This is a genomic window from Vibrio sp. PID23_8, assembly GCF_003584965.1.
Taxonomy (GTDB): Bacteria; Pseudomonadota; Gammaproteobacteria; order Enterobacterales; family Vibrionaceae; genus Vibrio.
In genome coordinates, this window is the sequence record NZ_LIXE01000014.1 from 39,371 (window position 1) to 61,387 (window position 22,017).

Here is a 22,017-nt window from a genome sequence, read left to right on the forward strand (position 1 = left end):
TTAAAAAATTAATGATCAGAATCTTCGTGTGCCATTGACAGGTAAACAATTGTCAACATCATAAATACGAAGGCTTGAATCGTAATAACCAAGATATGGAAGATTGCCCACGGTAGTGAACCCATCCATTGCAAGTACCATGGTAGCATTGCCGCACAAAGAATGAATACAACCTCACCCGCAAACATGTTACCGAATAAACGCATACCAAGAGAAAGAGGTTTCGCCAATAGCGATACCACTTCGATTAGTAGGTTAAACGGAATCATCAGTGGGTGATTGAATGGATGTAGTGCAAGTTCTTTTGCGAATCCACCTAGACCTTTCACTTTGATGCTGTAGTAGATCATCAATGCAAAAACGCCTAGAGCCATAGCCATGGTGATATTCACATCAGCAGACGGTACAACCTTAAGATAAGGGATACCTAGCCAATGCTCTGCTGGGTAAGGCAAGAAGTCGATCGGGACTAGGTCCATCACGTTCATCAAGAATACCCAACAAAAGATAGTCAGTGCTAAAGGCGCGATCAGTGGGTTGCGTCCATGGAACGTGTCTTTGACGTTTTCCGCGACAAATTCAACGATCATTTCTACAGCACACTGAAGCTTACCCGGTACACCTGCTGTTGTTTTCTTTGCTACTTTGTAAAAAATTCCAAGGAAAATTAAACCCGTAAACCAAGAAAAAAACAGGCTATCGATATGTACGTTCCAGAAACTTGCTTCATCCGCTACCAAGCCTAATTTCGCAAGCGATAGGTTTGATAAGTGGTGGGCAATGTATCCGGACGATGTTAGCGCTTCACCTGGCGCAGCCATAACTCATCCTATTTTTTGTTGTTAATGAATAGCACTGGTGCACAGATATTAATACCTAGTACCAGCAAATAGGTTAGTTTGAGGGGAACAAGTTCCACCTGCATATACATGTAGGCAACATAGAACAGTGCAACCGTGATAAGGATTTTCAGTACTTCACCCATGTAGAATGATGCCGCGACGCGCTTGGCAGCACGAGCTCCACTAAACATAAAAGCACAAAGCGCGAATACTGCATTGGCAACGACAAAAATACCGCCACCAACCAACGCTGAAAGTCCCCATACAGGATTCACGGCCACCGCCATCCCTGCCGCCACAAAAATAACCGCGCCAGACTGGATCATTAACAATTGCTTTGCGAGCTCTCGTCCTGGTCTAGCTAACGCAGCTACCATGTATTCGTACCTCTAGTAATATCCACTTTGCACTAAATCTCGATGTGCAGGGGAATTGGCGAAAATTATACGGTCAGAGCAACTGAATGCAATTATATTGCAGCAAAAACTTACAGTTTTGTTTACAATCCGACAACTTTCACACAAAATTCGATTTATTTAATTAATTGACCTAAATCAATTATCTCATTTAGGCCTCGAGCTTGGCAATTAGTTGCTCTAATTTGTGAGGCTCATCAATACTTATCGTTAGTTTGGCTTTTCCGCCAACCGAGCGGGTCAAAGAAACCTTTGCATCAAGCAGCTGACTCAATTTATGCGACATTTGCTTTGCTTCGATATCTTCTTGTTGGGCTTTTTGTTCATTTTGTGGCGCTAAGCACTTTTTTACTAACTGTTCGGTTTGGCGAACGGTCATTTTCTTCTTAGCGACTTGCTGAGCAACTTCGATCTGCTGCTCACCTTCAAGTGCCAACAGTGCTCGAGCATGACCCATTTCAAGCTTTTTATCCGCAACCAGACCCTTTACATCCGTTTCGAGCTGATTTAGGCGTAATAAGTTACTTACCGTGGTTCTTGATTTACCAATCACATCCGCAACTTGTTGATGAGTCAGGGTGAATTCATCTTGCAGACGCTCAAGCGCTTGCGCTTCTTCAATCACATTCAAGTCTTCACGCTGAATGTTCTCAATCAACGCCATGGCAATCGCAGCACGGTCCTCAACCTTTTTCACCAAACAAGGGACTCGCTTAAGACCGGCTTGTTTGGCAGCACGCCAACGACGCTCACCGGCAATGATTTCAAATTGACCGCTCGCCACTTGGCGCACCACGATCGGCTGAATAATGCCTTGTGATTGAATCGATGCAGCAAGCTCTTCTAGCCCTTCCGGTGTCATATCTTTACGTGGTTGGTACACACCCGGTTGCAACTGACCGATCGATAAGTCAATCAACTCACCGTCTGCCGATAATGCCTGACTATGCGATGCAATATGCTGTTTTTCACGTGCTAACGAACTGGTCGACAGCAACGCATCCAGTCCTTTTCCTAGACCACGCTTAGACATGGGATGAATTCCTTAGAGTAGAGTTAAACTGGGATTTCTTCGCGGCGGAGCATTTCGCCCGCTAGAGCAAGATAGGCTTTGGCGCCTGCGGAGTACTTGTCGTAGTACATCGCTGGTTTACCGTGACTTGGCGCTTCAGCCAAACGCACATTGCGTGGGATCACGGTACGGTAAACTTTACTGCCAAAGTGTTTTTTTAGTTGATCGGATACTTCATTAGACAGGCGGTTACGTGGGTCGTACATGGTACGTAGTAAACCTTCGATTTTAAGGTTCTCATTGACCACGGCCGCTAACTTGCTGATGGTATCCATAAGAGCAGTTAAACCTTCTAACGCAAAGTATTCACATTGCATCGGCACCAGCACAGAGTCAGCTGCAGCCATCGCATTGATTGTAAGAAGGTTTAGAGATGGAGGGCAATCAATAAAGATGAAATCATAGTTATCGCGAACGGACGCAAGCGCGTTCTTTAAACGCACTTCACGAGCGAACACTTCCATCAATTTGATTTCTGCAGCGGTCACGTCGCCGTTCGCTGCAATGAGATCGTACTTTCCTGTGGTCTGGGTGCAGACCACTTGATCAAACGGGGTATCTTCTACCAGAAGATCATACGCCGTGGCATCAACCATATATTTGTCGACGCCACTGGCCATCGTAGCATTGCCTTGAGGATCGAGATCGATCACCAAAACCTTGCGCTTTGTTGCCGCCATCGAAGCTGCTAAGTTAATGCACGTTGTTGTTTTGCCGACCCCACCTTTCTGGTTGGCGATTGCTACAATTTTACCCACGATTACCTCGCTAATTTTCCTTGCGCGATAAGATTACTAGATGACGATCGCCTTCTAACTCAGGAACAGCTAAAGATATGATCTCTGTCACACTGCACCATTCAGGAAGCAGATCCATTTCATCTTTAGGGTGTTGTCCTTTTAGCGCTAGGAACACCCCATTATCTTGTTTAGGCAGATGATGACACCATTCCACCATATCGGTCATTGAAGCAAAAGCTCGGCTCAGAACGCCATCAAATTTTTCTTCTGGTTGGAACTCTTCAACGCGACTTTGAATTGGTGTCACATTTTTCAGTCCTAAGCTATGCACCACTTGCTTGATAAAGCGAATACGCTTACCGAGGCTATCGAGCAAAAAGAAAGTCTTCTCTGGGTTCATGATCGCCAGCGGAATACCCGGCAATCCAGGGCCAGTCCCTACATCGATAAAACGTTCACCTTGCAAGTGAGTACTAACCACTATGCTATCAAGGATATGTTTTACTAACATATCAAGTGGATCACGAACCGATGTGAGGTTATAGGCTTTGTTCCACTTGTCGAGCAGTTCGACATAACCGACCAACTGCTCACGCTGTTTGTCTGAGACTTCCAAATCAGTTTGTACGATCAGCGAGTCCAGTTTAGTGCGTAATGCGCTCATTATTCTTCCTCACCTTTTTTCAGCAAACCGTGCTTCTTCAGGTGAACAAGCAGAATGGAAATCGCGGCAGGTGTAATACCCGAAATGCGTGATGCAATACCGATGCTTTCTGGTTTTGCGTCTGTCAATTTTGCGACGACTTCGTTAGACAGACCTTTCACGTCTTTGTAATCCAAATCGACGGGCAGCTTGGTGTTTTCATGACGTAAAGACTTTTCGATTTCTTCTTGCTGACGCTTGATGTAACCATCGTATTTTACTTGAATTTCAACTTGCTCAGCGGCTTGTTGATCTTCCAGCGTCGGAGCAAAAGCATCCAGTTGCGTCAATTGTGAATAAGTGATCTCTGGACGACGCAAAAGATCCTCACCGCTTGCTTCACGCGCCATTGGGGTTTTTAACAACTTGTTTAGTTCGTCAATACCTGCCGAGTTTGGATTCATCCAAGTCGACTTCAGACGCTGACGCTCGGTTTCCATGTTGTTAATTTTCTCGTTGAAACGCGCCCAACGAGCATCATCAATCAAACCAAGTTCACGCGCTTTTTCTGTCAGACGTAGGTCGGCATTGTCTTCGCGCAGCAACAAACGGTATTCCGCACGAGAAGTGAACATACGGTACGGTTCTTTGGTACCCATGGTCGACAAATCGTCAATTAACACCCCCATGTAGGCTTGGTCACGACGAGGACTCCAACCTTCTTTGTCTTGGCTGTGCAAACTTGCGTTTAGGCCAGCCATCAGACCTTGTGCTGCCGCTTCTTCGTAGCCGGTTGTTCCGTTGATTTGGCCAGCAAAGAACAAACCGCTAATGAATTTCGTCTCGTAAGTGTGCTTCAAATCGCGAGGGTCGAAGAAATCGTACTCAATCGCGTAACCAGGACGAACGATATGTGCATTCTCAAAACCTTTCATTGAGCGCACAATTTGCACTTGAACGTCAAACGGCAAACTGGTGGAAATACCATTTGGGTATAACTCATGCGTCGTTAGGCCTTCTGGCTCGATGAAGATTTGGTGACTGTTCTTATCCGCAAAGCGCATCACTTTGTCTTCGATAGACGGGCAGTAGCGCGGGCCAATCCCTTCGATCACACCAGCATACATTGGGCTGCGATCAAGATTATTACGGATCACTTCATGCGTTTGCTCATTGGTGTGCGTAATGAAACACGGAATTTGGCGTGGATGATGATCACGTTTCCCCATGAAAGAAAACACAGGGGTTGGATTATCACCATGTTGAGCTTCAAGCACTGAGAAATCAACGCTGCGAGCATCAATGCGTGGCGGTGTACCCGTTTTTAGACGATCCACGCGGAACGGCAGTTCTCGCAGTCGATCCGCTAACGCGATCGATGGTGGATCACCAGCACGGCCACCAGAAGAGCTTTCTAAACCAATATGGATCTTACCGCCCAAGAAGGTGCCCACGGTTAATACTACGGCTTTTGCTTGGAATTTAAGCCCCATTTGAGTAACGACACCCACGACGCGATCCTGCTCGATGATGAGATCGTCCACCGATTGTTGAAATAGCGTTAGGTTTGGTGCATTTTCAAGTGCATCACGCACGTAAGCTTTGTATAACGCGCGATCAGCTTGAGCACGTGTTGCTCGAACTGCTGGCCCTTTTGAAGCATTGAGTGTTCGAAATTGAATACCTGCGTGATCAATAGCTTGCGCCATCAAACCGCCCATAGCATCCACTTCTTTAACTAAGTGACCTTTACCAATACCACCAATGGCTGGATTACAAGACATCTGGCCTAATGTATCGATGTTATGGGTAAGGAGAAGTGTTTTTTGTCCTGTGCGTGCAGATGCAAGTGCGGCTTCCGTTCCTGCGTGTCCGCCACCGACAACAATGACGTCAAAGTTTTCGTGATAAAGCATGAACTGACCTCAGGTATTCAAAGGATTTAATAGACAGATAAAAAAGAGCGGCATTTTACCTTTTTTCTCTGTAGGAGAGAATTGTTTTCTCTCTTTTCATATTTTAGTCTTCAAGATTATATATATAAGATCTATATATATGATCTTTTATTAGATCTATTATTAGGATCGAGTGCTTCTGTGGATAAGTGGAAAATGATCAACAAGAACATGGATCTTTTTTGGATCATATCTTGTGATCATGGTTTGATCTACATGCGAGTATCCTGGGATCAAAATCGGTAGTTATACACAGGGGGAGGACGAGGACAAAGTTGTTAGTTGGATAACTAAAGGAAATTAACCGGATCTTACTATACTTATCCACAGTTCGATTGGGTGAATTTTGAGCGGTTGAGCATTAGGTTTTGCAAAAAGTTATTCACTCGGTTGGGAATAGAGCCGCAAAGCGACTCTGAAAAGAGGGTGTTTGGCCGTTAGAAGCGATCGATATGTTCGTTTAGCCATGCTTCAGCGGCGTCTTCAGGTACGGCATGACTGAGTACATCAATCTTTAAGCAATCTGCGATTGGTGTTGCACCAATGTCTTCTAGCAGGTCATGCGCGTGTTGGCCTGCAGCACAGAAGGTATCGTAGCTTGAATCACCAATTGCAATCACTGCAAACTTCACGTCTGCCATCTTAGGTGGTGTGTTCTGCAGTGCCGCAATGAAAGGCTGGATGTTATCTGGGTAATCTCCGGCACCGTGCGTGGAAGTGATTACTAGCCATGTGCCTTGGTTGTCGATTGAGGCCAATTCTGGTTGGTTGTGGGTCGTGGTTTCAAATCCCTTTTCATTGAGTAGATCACTAAGGTGATCACCGACGTATTCTGCGCCACCTAGTGTACTACCTGTAATAATATGGATCATATTTCTTCCTTATAAAGCTATACCAACGCCTTGTCGGTTTTACGCTTAAGCGTCAGTACAAAAAGAAACGCGGTGGTAAGCTTTAGCCTAACACCGCGCGTTTTATTATTTACCGATACAGAATGAGGAGAAGATTCGGCCGAGGAGGTCATCAGAGCTGAATTCACCGGTAATCTCATTCAAGTGCTGCTGAGTAATACGCAGCTCTTCTGCCAAAATTTCCCCAGCCATATAGCCTTCAAGCTGCTCTTGGCCGATTTGAAGATGCTGAGCAGCACGCTCTAGCGCATCTAGATGGCGACGGCGAGCCATAAAGCCGCCTTCTGTATTGCCTGAGAAGCCCATGCACTCTTTTAAGTGAGTGCGTAAAGCATCCACACCCGCGCCTGTTTTCGCAGAAAGGCGAATCAACGTTGGAGCATTCACATGGCAGATCCCCATCTCTTCACCGGTTTGATCCGCTTTGTTGCGGATCACTGTCATGCCGATGTTGTTTGGCAGGCGATCAACAAAGTCAGGCCAGATGTCCTTTGGATCCGTTGCATCAGTTGTCGTGCCGTCTACCATGAACAGTACACGGTCAGCTTGAGCAATTTCATCCCATGCGCGTTCGATACCGATTTTTTCAACTTCATCTGAAGCGTCACGCAGACCTGCAGTGTCAATGATGTGCAGCGGCATACCATCAATATGGATGTGCTCACGTAGCACGTCACGGGTGGTACCCGCGATATCCGTGACGATAGCCGACTCTTTGCCTGACAGTGCGTTCAGTAGGCTCGATTTACCCGCATTAGGACGGCCAGCAATCACGACTTTCATGCCTTCACGCATGATAGCGCCTTGGTTTGCTTCTTTGCGTACTGCATCGAGGTTATCGATGATCATTTGTAGGTCGCCAGACACTTTACCATCGGCCAAAAAGTCGATTTCTTCTTCAGGGAAGTCAATCGCAGCTTCCACGTAAATACGTAAGTGGATCAGCGATTCCACCAGCGTTTGGATGCGTTGTGAGAACTGACCTTGCAGTGATTGCAGTGCTGATTTTGCTGCTTCTTCTGAGCTTGCATCAATCAGGTCGGCAATCGCTTCTGCTTGAGTTAGGTCCATCTTATCGTTCAGGAAGGCGCGCTCTGAGAACTCACCAGGACGAGCGGCACGTACGCCATCAATGCCGAGAATACGCTTCATCAGCATGTCCATTACCACTGGGCCGCCGTGACCTTGCAGCTCAAGTACGTCTTCGCCTGTGAACGAGTGTGGGTTAGGGAAGTACAGTGCAATACCTTGGTCCAGTACGGAGCCATCTTCTGCTTGGAATGGCAGATACTCTGCGTAGCGAGGCTTTAGCGTTTTACCAGTGACTTCTTGCGCCACTTGATTGGCCTTAGGGCCAGAAACACGAATAATGCCAACACCGCCACGACCCGGTGCGGTTGCTTGAGCGACAATCGTATCTGTAGTCATAATCTTGCCTTTTGAGCTGGGCTATAGGGTTTACACCCCTAGGGAGCCAGAACCAATTAATTAGCTGAATTGTAATCAGCCAAAAACAAAAAGGCGACCTTTTGGCCGCCTTTCTTATGCTTTTCTATCAAGGTTACTTAGTGTGTAAGCCTTTTTTCTCCAGTGCTTTGTAAATCAAAGTCTGCTGGATAAGCGTAACGATGTTCGACACCAACCAGTATAGAACGAGGCCTGATGGGAAGAACAAGAAGAAGAAGGTAAACATAACCGGCATAAAGGTCATGATCTTCTGCTGCATTGGATCCGTTACGGTTGTTGGACTCATCTTCTGGATTAGGAACATAGACGCACCCATCAGTAGAGGCAGGATGTAGTATGGGTCCTGCGCTGAAAGGTCATGAATCCAACCGAAGAATGGTGAGTGACGTAGCTCAACCGATTCCATTAGTGCCCAGTATAGTGCGATGAAGATAGGCATCTGTAGAAGAAGAGGTAAACAGCCACCCAGTGGGTTTACTTTCTCTTTCTTGTACAGTTCCATCATTTCTTGGCTCATGCGCTGACGGTCATCACCGATGCGCTCACGCATTGCTTGCAGCTTAGGCTGTAGCATGCGCATTTTGGCCATAGATGTGTATTGCGCTTTTGTTAGTGGGTACATGGCACCACGAACAATGAATGTCAGTAGAATAATCGCCACACCCCAGTTGCCAACAAAGCCGTGAATCGTATCGAGCAACCAGTGTAGTGGCTGAGCAATAAACCATAACCAACCGTAATCTACGGTAAGGTTAAGATTAGGTGCGACTTGCGCCATCTGGTCTTGCAGTTTTGGACCAACCCAAAGTGTCGCAGTAAAGTTTGCACTGCCACCATCTGCGATAGTCTTATTCGGCATGCGAATACCGATATCACCCAGATTACCAATCACTCGAGTGTAGATAGTCGTACCTGGCTCATCACGTGGGATCCAAGCTGATGCAAAGTAGTGTTGAATAATAGCAGCCCAACCTTGTCCATTTGGTAGATTTACCGACAGATTGCGATCTCGCATGTCATCAAAGCTGTACTTTTCGTACTTAACATTTTCTGTTGAGTAAGCGCCACCAAGGTAAGTTGGCATGGTGATACTACCACCCGCGTCCATTAAGTTATGGCGTAAATGCGCGTACATACCTAGTGCCGCATTGTTGCCTGACTTATTGACAATATCGTACTCAACGTTCATGGCATAGCTACCACGTTTAAGTACGTAAGTCTTGGTATAGTCTATGCCATTTGCAGTAAAGGTCATTGGAACGCGCAGTTCGTCTTGGCCTTCAGCGAGCGTAAAGCTATCTGCACTCACGTTGTAGTGAGGGCGGTTAGTGCTGCTAACATCGATACCTTGAGGGCCCACGAGACCGCTTTGAGCGATATATTGGTGACCTTGGATATCTTGTAACAGAACGAATGGGTCTGATGAGTCGAGCTCAGCAGCGTATTGGTTTAGATCGGCATGTACCACATCGCCACCAATGGTGTCGATCGACAGAGTTAAAACATCAGTCGTTACTGTGATAGTTTTTGCTGATGCTTGTTGTTGACCCGGAACTGGATCAAGCTCATCCGCAAAAGATGGTGCAGGTAGAGTACTGCTTGATTGAGCCTGTTCAACCGCTTGAGGTGCTGGATTCTTTGCGACTTGCCATTGTTGGAATAGCAAGAAAGAAACCAGTGCCAGAGCGATGAGCAGGATATTACGTTGAGAATCCATCGTTATTTATCTCTGTCTTGTTTTTGGACTGGTGGAATGGGGTCATACCCCCCTTCATTCAAAGGGTGGCATTTTAATAGACGTTTGCCTGATAACCAACACCCTTTTACAAAACCGTGAGCTCTCAGAGCTTCTAAAGCATAAGTTGAGCAGGTTGGAGTAAATCGGCATCGAGGACCAATCAGAGGGCTTATAAACCAACGGTAGAGATAAATGAGCCCAATGGCTATCCACGAGAGGGGCGAGACAGGCGATGCCATAGCTTATCAAACAACTTTAAAATTTCCTCATTGCTTAAATCTTGCGCGCTTTTCTTAGCAATCACAACAAAATCTTTGTTTGGAAGCTGATGTTGTTTGTTACGAAAGCTTTCACGAGCCAAACGTTTAAAACGGTTTCGGCCAACGGCGGTTTTGATTTGCTTTTTCGGAACGGCTAAACCTAGTCGAGGATGAGATAGGTCGTTATTACGAGCAATGATGGTGAAATGAGGCGAACCAGCACGATGAGCTTGCTGGAAGACGTTTTGATAATGCTCGGGAGTTAACAAACGTAACTCCCGATTAAACGCGAACGTGTTCAAAATAAACTAATGATTATTTTGATAGGCGCGCACGGCCTTTTGCACGACGTGCGTTAATAACTTTACGACCGTTCTTAGTTGCCATGCGAGCACGGAAGCCGTGAGTACGCTTGCGCTTTAGAACTGTAGGTTGAAAAGTGCGTTTCATGATAATTACCTTTACTGATCAGTAGTTTTAGGTTCTTGTTAAACCCGGCGTGGGCAATATGCTTTCTTTATATAAAGAAGCTCTTTATATAGAGAAGAACAACCGACGCCTCTCAACAAAGAGGCGGAATTGTAATCACACTCACATAATGTGTCAATGACTCATGAGTATGAAATTCCGGCCGGGCGATTATACGTAGTGTGAGTAAAATCTCAAGGATCGATTGATCTTGATGCTTGATCTTTACTCGATTCCCCCTTGGTTAAGGAATTTTTGTAATCTTGGATCCTGTGGATTGTCGAAAATATCCTGTGGAGAACCTTGTTCGACAATGTTACCTTCAGCCATGAAGATCACTCGATCCGCGACCTCTTTAGCGAATTGCATTTCGTGTGTGACCACTAGCATGGTTTGGTGCTGATTGGCTAACTTCTTCATTAATGACAATACTTCGCCAACCCACTCAGGGTCGAGTGCGGAGGTCGGTTCATCAAAAAGCAACAGTTCTGGTTGTAAGGCCATTGCGCGACCAATACCGACACGTTGCTGCTGACCACCTGAAAGGGCGGCAGGGTAGCTATCTCCTTTGCTCCCAAGACCGATATCATCGAGGATTTGCTGGGCGCGCTTCATTGCTTGGTCTTTTTTCCAACCGCGCACCGTGATCAAGCCTTCAGCGATGTTCTGACGCGCATTCATATGAGAAAATAACGCATAATTCTGGAAAACAAACCCAGTGCGGCGGCGCAGAGCTAATACTTCGGCTTTGGTATGCTTTTGTGTATCAACTGAGATGTCATCGATGGTGATGCGACCTTCATCCGCTTGCTCAAGGAAGTTAATGGTGCGCAGCAGTGTCGATTTACCCGTACCGCTAGATCCGATAATCACAATGATCTCACCTTGTTTAATATCGAGATCAATGCCTTTGAGTACTTCAGTCTCGCCAAAGCGCTTGTGGATATTTTCTAATTTGATCATCGTACGTATGCCTTATTCAATTTCACTTCTGCCCAAATTTGCACGCGAGTCAACACCACCACGACGCCCCAATAAATCAGTGCGACAGCTAAGAAGGCTTCAAAGAAACGGAAACTCGATGAGGCTTCCATTTGTGCTTTGGCCATGATTTCTGCCACACCAAGTGTGAAGGCGAGGGATGTCGACTTAATCATATCAATGAAGTAATTCATTAATGATGGCAAAGCAACGCGTGTCGCTTGAGGCAAAATGACGCGGCGCATCGCTTGTGTGGTCGTCATACCCACTGACAAGCTGGCTTCCATTTGGCTACGATCAATGCCGATAATAGCGGCACGAATACTCTCTGCCATGTAAGCGGCAAAGTGTAGAGTTAAGCCAATGACCGCCGCAGAAAAGGCATCGAGTCCGACCATGAAAGGGAACACTTGCGGCAAGCCATAGTAAAGCAAAAACAGTTGCACCAACAACGGAGTGCCACGGAAGAAACTGATATATAGCTGACTCAATTGATCAAGAACTGGGAGCTTAAAAACACGAATATTGGCTAAAATGACGGCTAAAATCAGTGAAAAGATTAACCCCCATGTGGCCATTTCCATGGTTGTGCCAAGGTACTTGAGTAGTATCGGCAGTAGCTCTAACATGTAATTAAAATCAAATCCCATACGACTTACCTTGAGAAAAGAAAAGGTGGAATACGAAGTTCCACCTTGTCATTGAGTTAAAAGGATGCGAGATAAAGCGCTGCGTCCTACAAAGAAGAGAAGTTTATTTCGTGATGTCAGCACCAAACCATTTCACCGAAATCTTCTCTACTGTACCGTCGGCACGCATTTCAGTGAGCGCTTTGTTGACGTGTTCCTGTAGAGTACGACCTTTCTCGTTGTCGACGAATGGCCAAGCATTTTCAATGGTTTCAAACGGTTCGCCTGCTAGTTCTAGTGGCAGACTAGTTTTCTTAATCAACTCTAACGCAGACAAGCGATCCATGATGAAGGCATCAGCGCGGCCAAGTGCGACATCGTGCTCGATACCCGTGTCGTAAGTTTTGATATTGATCTTGCCGTCTTTATCGTGGCTTCGTAATAATTGCTCAAAGTTTGAACCTAAATTCACCGCGACGGTTTTTCCTGCTAGATCTTCGATGCCTTTGATGTTGTCGTTACCTTTACGTACCGTAATTTGTGCACCATCTACCACATAAGGGTCTGCGAAAAGATATTTGGCTTTACGTGCGTCGGTCATGGTTATTTGGTTTGAGATGGTATCAATGCGGCCCGTTTCTAACAGGCCAAATAACCCGGAAAAGTTCGCAGTCACGTACTCGATCTTGTAGCCGTTACGTTTACCAATCTCATCCCACATATCCACTTCAAAGCCTTGAAGCTTGTCTTGTTTAACAAAAGTGAATGGGAAGTAGCGACCTGACATACCCACTTTAACTTCCGTCGCGGCAGTATCGACAGCGGCTTGAACGGTGGCAGCAGATAAAGCGAAGGCGGCGACGGCAACCTTAATCCAGTTTTTCATAATGCATCTCCAAATTTTTATAGTTGGAAATACTACTGGTAATGTACTCAGTTAGATAAATAACCAAGTGAAATAACCTATAAGTTAGAGTAATAAGCTGCTTTTTATGGTTAAAAATCAAACCGAGGAAATGTTAGAGATTTAAGGGGTCCCCTACTTGATGTGATACAACAATCCAGTAAAAAAGCTCGAACGATCGATCTGCTGAGAAAATTCATGCACAGAGTTATCACCAATTTGATGATCGACGGCTTTATGCCCAAATGTGGATCATTGTGTGGGCAACTATGGGGCAAGGTGTGTTGATCTCATCAAGTTTGGGGGAATAATTGTGAATAAGTTAGATCTTATTCACTGGATCACCGATCAATTGCTAGCGATCTTGGTTATCAACAGGTAAAATTGCCAGTCTTTTCCGATAATTCAAATATTCAGTGGGGGCACCGTGTCATCTTCGCTTTGGTTGCAATGTTTGCAGCAGCTTCAAGAAGAGCTACCAGCTACAGAATTCAGCATGTGGGTTCGTCCGTTACAAGCGGAGCTCAATGACAATACTCTCACTCTTTTTGCGCCTAACCGCTTCGTGTTGGATTGGGTTCGTGATAAGTACTTAAACAGTATTAATCGTCTGTTGCAGGAATACTGTGGCAACGATATTCCTAATCTGCGTTTTGAAGTGGGCAGTCGTCCTGTGGCTGCACCAAAACCGGCACCGACACGTACTCCGGCGGATGTTGCTGCAGAATCGTCTGCGCCAGCACAACTGCAAGCGCGCAAACCTATCCATAAAACGTGGGATGACGATGCTCAAGCGATCGCAAACATCAATCACCGCTCGAACGTCAACCCGAAGCATAAATTTAATAACTTTGTTGAAGGTAAGTCCAACCAACTAGGTTTGGCCGCTGCGCGTCAGGTATCGGATAATCCAGGCGCGGCGTACAATCCACTATTCTTATATGGCGGTACGGGTTTAGGTAAAACCCACCTTTTACACGCGGTAGGTAATGCGATTGTGGATAACAATCCTAACGCCAAAGTGGTGTACATGCACTCTGAGCGTTTCGTGCAAGACATGGTGAAAGCACTGCAAAACAATGCGATTGAAGAGTTCAAGCGCTACTACCGCAGTGTGGATGCGTTACTTATCGATGACATTCAATTCTTTGCCAATAAAGAGCGTTCACAAGAAGAATTCTTCCATACTTTCAACGCGCTACTGGAAGGCAATCAACAGATCATCCTGACTTCTGACCGTTATCCAAAAGAGATCAACGGTGTTGAAGATCGTTTGAAATCTCGTTTTGGTTGGGGCCTAACGGTTGCGATCGAGCCGCCTGAGCTTGAAACGCGTGTAGCGATCTTGATGAAGAAAGCCGAAGACCACCAAATTCATCTCGCGGATGAAGTGGCGTTCTTTATTGCTAAGCGTCTGCGCTCTAACGTTCGTGAGCTGGAAGGGGCGTTAAACCGCGTTATCGCCAACGCGAACTTTACTGGTCGTCCAATTACGATTGATTTCGTTCGTGAAGCGCTGCGTGATTTGTTGGCTCTGCAAGAGAAGTTGGTGACTATCGACAATATTCAGAAGACGGTTGCGGAATACTACAAAATTAAAGTGGCCGATCTGCTGTCTAAACGTCGCTCTCGCTCGGTTGCTCGTCCTCGCCAGCTGGCCATGGCTCTAGCAAAAGAGCTGACCAACCATAGTTTGCCGGAAATTGGTGATGCATTCGGAGGTCGTGACCACACCACGGTACTGCATGCTTGTCGCAAGATTGAGCAGCTGCGTGAAGAGAGCCACGATATTAAAGAAGATTACTCTAACTTGATTCGCACCCTGTCTTCGTAATCGGTTAGAATGAGAGTAATCTAAGCAAATCATTAATTGAGCTGACAGCGTAAAGAGCCAAGCATGAAATTTACCATTGAACGTAGCCATTTAATCAAACCGCTACAACAGGTTTCGGGCGCACTAGGTGGCCGACCAACCCTGCCAATTTTGGGTAACCTACTGCTTAAAGTAGAAGAGAACGTGTTATCCATGACCGCGACCGATTTGGAAGTGGAATTGGTGAGCAAAGTGACTCTGGAAGGGGATTTTGAAGCAGGCAGCATTACGGTTCCTTCTCGTAAGTTTCTCGATATCTGCCGTGGTCTACCAGATGATGCCATCATCACCTTCGTATTAGAAGGCGATCGCGTGCAAGTTCGCTCTGGTCGTAGCCGTTTCTCTTTGGCAACCCTACCAGCGAATGATTTCCCGAACATTGAAGATTGGCAAAGTGAAGTCGAAGTCTCACTAAGCCAAGCAGAACTGCGCACTCTGATCGACAAGACTCAGTTCTCAATGGCGAACCAAGACGTACGTTACTACCTAAACGGTATGTTGTTTGAAATCGATGGTACGACACTACGCAGTGTTGCAACCGACGGTCACCGTATGGCGGTATCTCAAACTCAGTTGGGTGCGGATTTTGCGCAGAAGCAAATCATCGTGCCACGTAAAGGTGTGCAAGAGCTGGTTAAGCTTATGGATGCACCGGAGCAACCTGTTGTGCTACAAATCGGTAGCTCAAACGTACGCGCAGAAGTAAATAACTTTATCTTCACTTCTAAGCTTGTTGATGGGCGTTTCCCAGATTATCGCCGCGTAATGCCGCAAAGTACCAACAAAACACTAGAAGCAAGCTGTGATGAATTACGTCAAGCATTCTCACGCGCCGCGATTCTTTCAAACGAAAAATTCCGTGGTGTACGTGTGAATCTTGCGGGTAGCGAAATGCGCATTACTGCCAACAACCCAGAGCAAGAAGAAGCAGAAGAAATGCTCGACGTGACCTTTGAAGGTGACGCGATCGAAATCGGCTTTAACGTAAGCTACGTACTTGATGTGCTCAATACACTGCGCTGTGAAAATGTGCGCGTGTCGATGTCGGATGCCAACGCCAGTGCGTTGATTGAAAATGCAGACGACGACAGTGCCATGTACGTGGTGATGCCAATTCGTCTATAAGCCATCTGAATGCCACTTTCTCGTCTCATCATTCAGCAGTTTCGAAACATTAAAGCCTGTGATATTGACTTATCAGCAGGCTTTAACTTTCTTATAGGGCCAAACGGCAGTGGAAAAACCAGTGTCTTAGAAGCCATTTACTTACTCGGACACGGTCGATCGTTCAAAAGTTCACTGACCGGTCGAATCATCCAAAATGAGTGTGCAGAGCTGTTTGTCCATGGTCGTTTTTTGAACTCGGATCAATTTGAGCTACCTATCGGCATTAATAAGCAGCGTGATGGCTCAACAGAGGTTAAAATAGGCGGCCAATCTGGACAAAAATTGGCACAACTCGCACAAGTTTTGCCTTTGCAGTTGATACATCCGGAAGGGTTTGATCTACTAACGGATGGCCCAAAACATCGCCGTGCATTCATCGATTGGGGCGTGTTTCACACCGAGCCTGCTTTCTATGATGCATGGGGACGTTTCAAGCGTCTTAACAAGCAACGTAATGCACTGCTTAAAACTGCCAGAAGTTATCGCGAACTCAGTTATTGGGATCAAGAAATGACACGTTTGGCGGAAAACATCAGTCAATGGCGAGCACTATACATCGAACAGATGAAAACCGTAGCGGAAGCCATCTGTCAGACATTTTTGCCAGAATTTGAGATCCAATTGAAGTATTATCGTGGTTGGGATAAAGACACGCCCTACCATGAGATACTAGAAAAGAATTTTGAACGTGATCAGTCATTGGGTTACACCTTTAGCGGTCCAAACAAGGCTGATTTGCGGATTAAAGTGAATGGAACGCCCGTTGAAGACGTTCTGTCCCGCGGTCAATTAAAGCTCATGGTGTGTGCACTGCGTGTGGCGCAAGGGCAACATCTTACCGAGATGACCGGAAAACAATGTATTTACCTAATTGACGACTTTGCGTCGGAATTAGACAGCCAACGTCGAAAGCGTCTTGCGGACTGCTTTAAAGAGACGGGCGCACAAGTATTTGTAAGCTCTATCACTGAAAGCCAAATCGCCGATATGTTAGACGATACTGGCAAAGTGTTTCATGTGGAACATGGCAGGATAGAGTCAAACTAAAAGAGAGAAACTCATGTCTGAAAATTACGATTCATCGAGTATTAAGGTACTGAAGGGTCTGGATGCGGTACGTAAGCGTCCAGGTATGTACATCGGCGACACGGACGACGGCACCGGTCTTCACCATATGGTTTTCGAGGTGGTGGATAACTCAATTGATGAAGCGTTGGCAGGTCACTGTAAAGACATCGTTGTGACAATTCATGAGGACAACTCGGTTTCAGTTACAGATGATGGTCGTGGCATTCCAACAGAAATGCACCCGGAAGAAAAAGTATCAGCAGCAGAAGTTATCATGACGGTACTTCACGCGGGTGGTAAGTTTGATGATAACTCATACAAGGTATCAGGCGGTCTTCACGGTGTCGGTGTCTCGGTAGTGAACGCACTGTCTGAGAAAGTAGTGCTCACTATTCATCGTGGCGGCCACATCTATACCCAAACTTACCATCACGGTGATCCTCAAGCACCGCTTGCAGTGGTTGGTGATACAGATCAAACGGGGACACAAATTCGTTTCTGGCCAAGTGCCGAGACTTTCACCAATATTGAATTCCATTACGATATTCTAGCGAAACGTCTGCGTGAGCTTTCTTTCCTAAACTCTGGTGTTTCTATCAAACTGATTGATGAGCGTGAAGCAGACAAACATGATCACTTCATGTTTGAAGGTGGTATCCAAGCATTTGTTCAGCACCTAAACACCAACAAAACGCCAATTATCGAGAAAATCTTCCACTTCGACTATGAACGTGAAGATGGCATCGCCGTTGAAGTGGCAATGCAGTGGAACGACGGCTTCCAAGAGAATATCTTCTGTTTCACTAACAATATTCCACAGCGCGATGGTGGTACTCACCTTGCAGGTTTCCGTGCGGCATTAACGCGGACGCTAAACACCTTCATGGACAAAGAAGGCTTTTCTAAGAAAGCAAAAACAGCAACATCGGGTGATGATGCACGTGAAGGTCTGACTGCAGTTGTTTCGGTTAAAGTGCCGGATCCAAAATTCTCAAGCCAAACCAAAGACAAGCTAGTTTCTTCTGAAGTGAAATCAGCGGTTGAATCGGCGATGGGTGAAAAACTGTCTGAGTTCCTAGTAGAGAACCCATCTGAAGCGAAGATGGTATGTTCAAAAATCATCGATGCAGCTCGCGCTCGTGAAGCCGCGCGTAAAGCGCGTGAGATGACTCGTCGTAAAGGCGCACTAGACCTAGCAGGCCTGCCAGGTAAACTTGCAGACTGCCAAGAGAAAGACCCTGCGCTTTCTGAACTCTACATAGTGGAGGGTGATTCGGCAGGCGGCTCCGCAAAACAAGGCCGTAACCGTAAAAACCAGGCAATCCTACCGCTAAAAGGTAAGATCCTGAACGTAGAAAAAGCGCGTTTCGACAAGATGCTTTCTTCTCAAGAAGTCGCAACACTGATCACCGCACTAGGGTGTGGCATCGGTCGTGACGAGTACAACCCGGACAAACTGCGTTACCACAACATCATCATCATGACCGATGCTGACGTCGATGGTTCGCACATCCGTACGCTACTGTTGACTTTCTTCTACCGTCAAATGCCAGAGCTTATCGAGCGTGGCTACGTGTACATCGCTCAGCCACCACTGTACAAAGTGAAGAAAGGCAAACAAGAGCAGTACATTAAAGACGAAGATGCGATGAACCAGTACCAAGTGGCATTGGCACTGGATAACGCATCGCTACACGTAAATGCTGAAGCGCCAGCACTGGCAGGTGAAGCGCTAGAGAAACTGGTTCAGCAATACAATGCAGGCATCAAGCTAGCAGACCGCATGAGCCGTCGTTACCCAAGTGCATTGGTTCACGAGTTTATCTACACGCAGCGTCTAACGGCAGAGCAATGCCACGATGCAGCAGCAGTCGAAGCATGGACTAAGCAGCTTATTGAGCAGCTAAATGCGAAAGAAGTGGGCGCAAGCCAATACAGCTTCGAAGTTGAACAGCATGAAGAGCTAGGTTTCAGCTTGCCTAAGATCATTGTTCGTACTCACGGTGTGACACACAACTACGTACTGAGCGCGGATCTATTGAACTCAAAAGAGTACGCTAAGCTAGCGGATCTTTCTGAAGCATTAGATGGCCTGATTGAAGAAGGTGCTTACATCAAGCGTGGCGAGCGTACTCAACCAGTAGCAAGCTTTGCATCTGCACTTGAGTGGCTAATCAAAGAGTCGCGTCGTGGTCTAAGCCTACAGCGCTACAAAGGTCTAGGTGAGATGAACCCAGATCAGCTTTGGGAAACCACCATGGACCCAGAAACTCGCCGCATGATGCAAGTAACGATTGAAGATGCCGTTGGTGCCGATCTGCTGTTCACTACATTAATGGGTGATCAAGTAGAACCGCGTCGTAACTTTATCGAAGAAAACGCACTTAAAGTAGCGAACCTAGACGTGTAGTCGATAAGACGCTGTCAAACATAATGAAAAACGCCATCTCGTAAGAGGTGGCGTTTTTTAATGGTTTGAATACCGAATACGGAGCGCTGCGCTAACCGAATACAGAACAGCTTGACGCGACTGAAAGGCAAACAGACGATAATCCGTAATCCGTAATCCGTAATCCGTAATCCGTAATCCGTAATCCGTAATCCGTAAAAAGTTTTTAGTTCCCCCTTGAAAGCCCATTTTTCGACCTTATATCTAGTTATGAAGAGGGATAGCTAGCTTGCTCAACAAGAGAAGAATAGCGCCTCAGGAATCGCTAAACGAGATCGCTCAGGAGAGGATACTCAGTATTGGCACACAACTTGACCCTAGATTCGACATCATGTCCCTGAACCTAAAGAGTAGGTCAGAGGAATGCATCATCGGATCCCTTAGCTCGGCGTTTTCTTGCATAAATGCGCCACGTGGATGACCTTCATCCGGGCTAAGACTATTGCTTAAAAGAGGATAGATTATGCGTAATGTAGATTTCTCACCACTATACCGTAATGCAATTGGCTTCGACCGTCTGTTCAACCTGATGGAAGCAAGCTCTGCGAAGAATACTTCTGGCGGTTACCCTCCATACAACATCGAGAAAAAAGACGAGCACAACTACCGTATTACTATGGCAGTGGCAGGTTTTGCTGAAGATCAGCTCGAGCTGACTCAAAACGAAAACATGTTGATTGTGAAGGGCGAGCGTAAAGCAGAAGAAGGCAAAAGCTACGTCTACCAAGGCATTGCTGAACGCGATTTTGAACGTAAATTCCAACTAGCGGATTACGTAAAAGTCGTTTGTGCATCAATGGAAAACGGCCTACTTCATATTGATTTAGTTCGTGAAATTCCAGAAGCAATGCAACCACGTAAGATTGCTATCGGTGGTAACAACCTGATTGAAAACAACTAATCAGTAAACCACCCGGATTATAGAATGAGAAAGAGCGCCTTCCATGATGGAAAAGGGCGCTCTTTTTAGTTTGGGCTTTCAACGTCACCATTCCAAAGAGAAGAGCGACTGAACTAGAAAATCTATTTACCTTCGCGATAAGCCTTTTCTACTTCTTCTGCGATAATTGCAATGCCTTTCTGCATCATCTCATCGTCTTGAACGTAGTTCATGCGTAAGCATTGATGAGCATGATCCCATTCGTCTTTCTGACCAATAAAGAAGTATTCACCCGGGACAATCAATACACCACGCGCTTTTAAGCGTTGGTACAACGCCATCGTGGTGATTGGGAGTTCATCAAACCATAACCACAAAAAGATAGCACCTTCCGGTTTGTGGATGCGGAATCGCTCATCGGTAATCGCTTCTTGGAGCAGTTCAACCGCACGTTGCGACTTCTGCTTGTAGAACGGCTTAATCACCTCTGAACTCAGTTTAAGCAGTTCGCCTTTACCAATGATGTGGTTTGCCAGTGCTGGGCCGACACTGCCCGGTGCTAGGCTGATGATGCCGTTCATGTTGGTTAACGCTTGAGTGATTTCTTCACTCGCAATCACAATCCCACAACGTACGCCTGGCAGACCAAGCTTAGATAGGCTCATGCACAGGATAGTATTTTCATTCCAGAATGGTTCGACATCTTCAAAAATGATGTTCGGAAACGGTAGGCCGTAGGCGTTATCGATGATCAGCGGGATGTTATTGTCACGTGCCAGTTTATCCAACTTACGCACTTCTTCGTCTGTCAGTACGTTACCCGTAGGGTTAGTTGGGCGAGATGCACAGATCGCTGCAACAGAGTCATCGACTTTTAGCTGCTCAAAATCGACATGGTATTTAAATAGCCCATTCTCTAACAGCTCGATTTCTGGGTGGTAAGAGACAAAGATATCTTCATCAATCCCTGCATCACCGTAGCCGATGTACTCAGGCGCGATTGGTAGCAGGACTTTCTTGTGTGAACCATCGGGCTGTTTACCTGCCAGTAAATTGAACAAGTAGAAGAAGCCACTTTGGCTACCGTTAGTCAGGCTGATGTTCTTCTCACTGATGTCCCAGCCATAAGTTTCACGGAATAACTGAGCCAGTGCTTTAACAAACGCATCTTTGCCCTGCGGACCATCGTAGTTGGCGAGGGCGGCGACGAGCTCCCCACTGGCGAGCATTTCTTCACTGGCTTGGCGAAAGTAATCGAGCATGACAGGAATGGCGGCTGGGTTACCCCCACCGAGCATGATGGCACCTGGTGTGCGCAGACCATCATTCAAATCGTCCATTAACTGCGTGATACCGGAATACTGATTAAATTTTTCACCAAACTTAGAGAACTGCATTTGTCGTTATACCTAATTCATTGTGATTGCTTTGTGTATGTTTGTGCCGATGTTTTATCGGCTTATCGAGTAATCCTTGACCTTACCTCAATGCGTAATTAACGCAAAGTGTGAATTAAGCCGAAAAAGAAAAAAGTGTGTCATCAGACCAGAGGTA

General features: G+C 46.2%; 21 protein-coding genes. 5 read left to right on the plus strand and 16 right to left on the minus strand.

Annotated elements, in window-relative coordinates:
* Positions 1 to 8 precede the first annotated feature (8 nt).
* From atpB to AK966_RS17470, 15 genes are all read right to left on the minus strand, one after another.
* A complete protein-coding gene (atpB, locus tag AK966_RS17400) occupies positions 9 to 821 on the minus strand; it encodes a F0F1 ATP synthase subunit A (protein WP_010444751.1) in 813 nt (270 codons plus the stop codon).
* Between the two features lie 8 nt (positions 822 to 829).
* Positions 830 to 1,219 carry a F0F1 ATP synthase subunit I gene (locus AK966_RS17405; RefSeq protein ID WP_099080486.1) on the minus strand — a complete coding sequence of 130 codons (390 nt, stop codon included), beginning with the start codon at positions 1,217 to 1,219 and terminating at the stop codon, positions 830 to 832.
* 190 nt (positions 1,220 to 1,409) lie between these two features.
* Entirely contained in the window at positions 1,410 to 2,291 is an 882-nt protein-coding gene (locus tag AK966_RS17410) for a ParB/RepB/Spo0J family partition protein (protein ID WP_099080487.1), read from the minus strand.
* A 23-nt stretch (positions 2,292 to 2,314) separates the two neighbouring features.
* Positions 2,315 to 3,088 carry a ParA family protein gene (locus AK966_RS17415; protein ID WP_099080488.1) on the minus strand — a complete coding sequence of 258 codons (774 nt, stop codon included), beginning with the start codon at positions 3,086 to 3,088 and terminating at the stop codon, positions 2,315 to 2,317.
* A 10-nt stretch (positions 3,089 to 3,098) separates the two neighbouring features.
* Positions 3,099 to 3,734, minus strand: coding sequence for a 16S rRNA (guanine(527)-N(7))-methyltransferase RsmG (rsmG, locus tag AK966_RS17420; RefSeq protein ID WP_099080489.1), 636 nt, complete (start codon positions 3,732 to 3,734; stop codon positions 3,099 to 3,101).
* Positions 3,734 to 5,629 carry a tRNA uridine-5-carboxymethylaminomethyl(34) synthesis enzyme MnmG gene (mnmG, locus tag AK966_RS17425; protein ID WP_099080490.1) on the minus strand — a complete coding sequence of 632 codons (1,896 nt, stop codon included), beginning with the start codon at positions 5,627 to 5,629 and terminating at the stop codon, positions 3,734 to 3,736. Before mnmG ends, rsmG begins: the two co-directional genes overlap by 1 nt.
* A 476-nt stretch (positions 5,630 to 6,105) precedes the next feature.
* Positions 6,106 to 6,540, minus strand: a complete 435-nt coding sequence (mioC, locus tag AK966_RS17430; protein ID WP_119464602.1) for an FMN-binding protein MioC — start codon at positions 6,538 to 6,540, stop codon at positions 6,106 to 6,108.
* A 105-nt stretch (positions 6,541 to 6,645) separates the two neighbouring features.
* The gene (gene mnmE, locus AK966_RS17435; RefSeq protein WP_099080492.1) at positions 6,646 to 8,007 is read right to left on the minus strand and encodes a tRNA uridine-5-carboxymethylaminomethyl(34) synthesis GTPase MnmE; all 1,362 of its coding nucleotides are present in this window, start codon (positions 8,005 to 8,007) and stop codon (positions 6,646 to 6,648) included.
* A 133-nt stretch (positions 8,008 to 8,140) separates the two neighbouring features.
* Positions 8,141 to 9,763, minus strand: a complete 1,623-nt coding sequence (gene yidC, locus AK966_RS17440; protein WP_119464603.1) for a membrane protein insertase YidC — start codon at positions 9,761 to 9,763, stop codon at positions 8,141 to 8,143.
* Between the two features lie 2 nt (positions 9,764 to 9,765).
* On the minus strand, positions 9,766 to 10,023 hold the full coding sequence (gene yidD, locus AK966_RS17445) for a membrane protein insertion efficiency factor YidD (protein WP_099080494.1): 258 nt from the start codon (positions 10,021 to 10,023) through the stop codon (positions 9,766 to 9,768).
* Entirely contained in the window at positions 9,990 to 10,313 is a 324-nt protein-coding gene (rnpA, locus tag AK966_RS17450) for a ribonuclease P protein component (RefSeq protein WP_241214344.1), read from the minus strand. The genes yidD and rnpA overlap by 34 nt, the downstream gene beginning before the upstream one ends.
* A gap of 46 nt (positions 10,314 to 10,359) precedes the next feature.
* The gene (gene rpmH / locus AK966_RS17455; protein ID WP_005378825.1) at positions 10,360 to 10,494 is read right to left on the minus strand and encodes a 50S ribosomal protein L34; all 135 of its coding nucleotides are present in this window, start codon (positions 10,492 to 10,494) and stop codon (positions 10,360 to 10,362) included.
* A gap of 243 nt (positions 10,495 to 10,737) precedes the next feature.
* Positions 10,738 to 11,475: an amino acid ABC transporter ATP-binding protein gene (locus tag AK966_RS17460; RefSeq protein ID WP_099080496.1), complete on the minus strand. Its 738-nt coding sequence runs from the start codon at positions 11,473 to 11,475 to the stop codon at positions 10,738 to 10,740.
* On the minus strand, positions 11,472 to 12,143 hold the full coding sequence (locus tag AK966_RS17465) for an amino acid ABC transporter permease (protein WP_099080497.1): 672 nt from the start codon (positions 12,141 to 12,143) through the stop codon (positions 11,472 to 11,474). Before AK966_RS17465 ends, AK966_RS17460 begins: the two co-directional genes overlap by 4 nt.
* A gap of 103 nt (positions 12,144 to 12,246) precedes the next feature.
* Entirely contained in the window at positions 12,247 to 13,008 is a 762-nt protein-coding gene (locus AK966_RS17470) for an amino acid ABC transporter substrate-binding protein (RefSeq protein ID WP_099080498.1), read from the minus strand.
* A 445-nt stretch (positions 13,009 to 13,453) separates the two neighbouring features.
* Here AK966_RS17470 and dnaA point away from each other — a divergent pair, with 445 nt between their 5' ends.
* The 5 genes from dnaA (at position 13,454) to AK966_RS17500 (ending at position 20,484) form a co-directional block, all read left to right on the plus strand.
* The gene (dnaA, locus tag AK966_RS17480; protein ID WP_099080500.1) at positions 13,454 to 14,860 is read left to right on the plus strand and encodes a chromosomal replication initiator protein DnaA; all 1,407 of its coding nucleotides are present in this window, start codon (positions 13,454 to 13,456) and stop codon (positions 14,858 to 14,860) included.
* A 63-nt stretch (positions 14,861 to 14,923) separates the two neighbouring features.
* Positions 14,924 to 16,024, plus strand: a complete 1,101-nt coding sequence (dnaN, locus tag AK966_RS17485) for a DNA polymerase III subunit beta (protein WP_099080501.1) — start codon at positions 14,924 to 14,926, stop codon at positions 16,022 to 16,024.
* 9 nt (positions 16,025 to 16,033) lie between these two features.
* Positions 16,034 to 17,113: a DNA replication/repair protein RecF gene (gene recF, locus AK966_RS17490; RefSeq protein ID WP_099080502.1), complete on the plus strand. Its 1,080-nt coding sequence runs from the start codon at positions 16,034 to 16,036 to the stop codon at positions 17,111 to 17,113.
* A gap of 13 nt (positions 17,114 to 17,126) precedes the next feature.
* Positions 17,127 to 19,544 carry a DNA topoisomerase (ATP-hydrolyzing) subunit B gene (gyrB, locus tag AK966_RS17495; RefSeq protein WP_099080503.1) on the plus strand — a complete coding sequence of 806 codons (2,418 nt, stop codon included), beginning with the start codon at positions 17,127 to 17,129 and terminating at the stop codon, positions 19,542 to 19,544.
* Positions 19,545 to 20,046: 502 nt separating this feature from the next.
* On the plus strand, positions 20,047 to 20,484 hold the full coding sequence (locus AK966_RS17500; RefSeq protein ID WP_099080504.1) for an Hsp20 family protein: 438 nt from the start codon (positions 20,047 to 20,049) through the stop codon (positions 20,482 to 20,484).
* 122 nt (positions 20,485 to 20,606) lie between these two features.
* On the opposite strand, the gene AK966_RS17505 is transcribed toward AK966_RS17500, so the two are convergent.
* Positions 20,607 to 21,860 carry a valine--pyruvate transaminase gene (locus tag AK966_RS17505; protein WP_099080505.1) on the minus strand — a complete coding sequence of 418 codons (1,254 nt, stop codon included), beginning with the start codon at positions 21,858 to 21,860 and terminating at the stop codon, positions 20,607 to 20,609.
* Between the last annotated feature and the right edge of the window lie 157 nt (positions 21,861 to 22,017).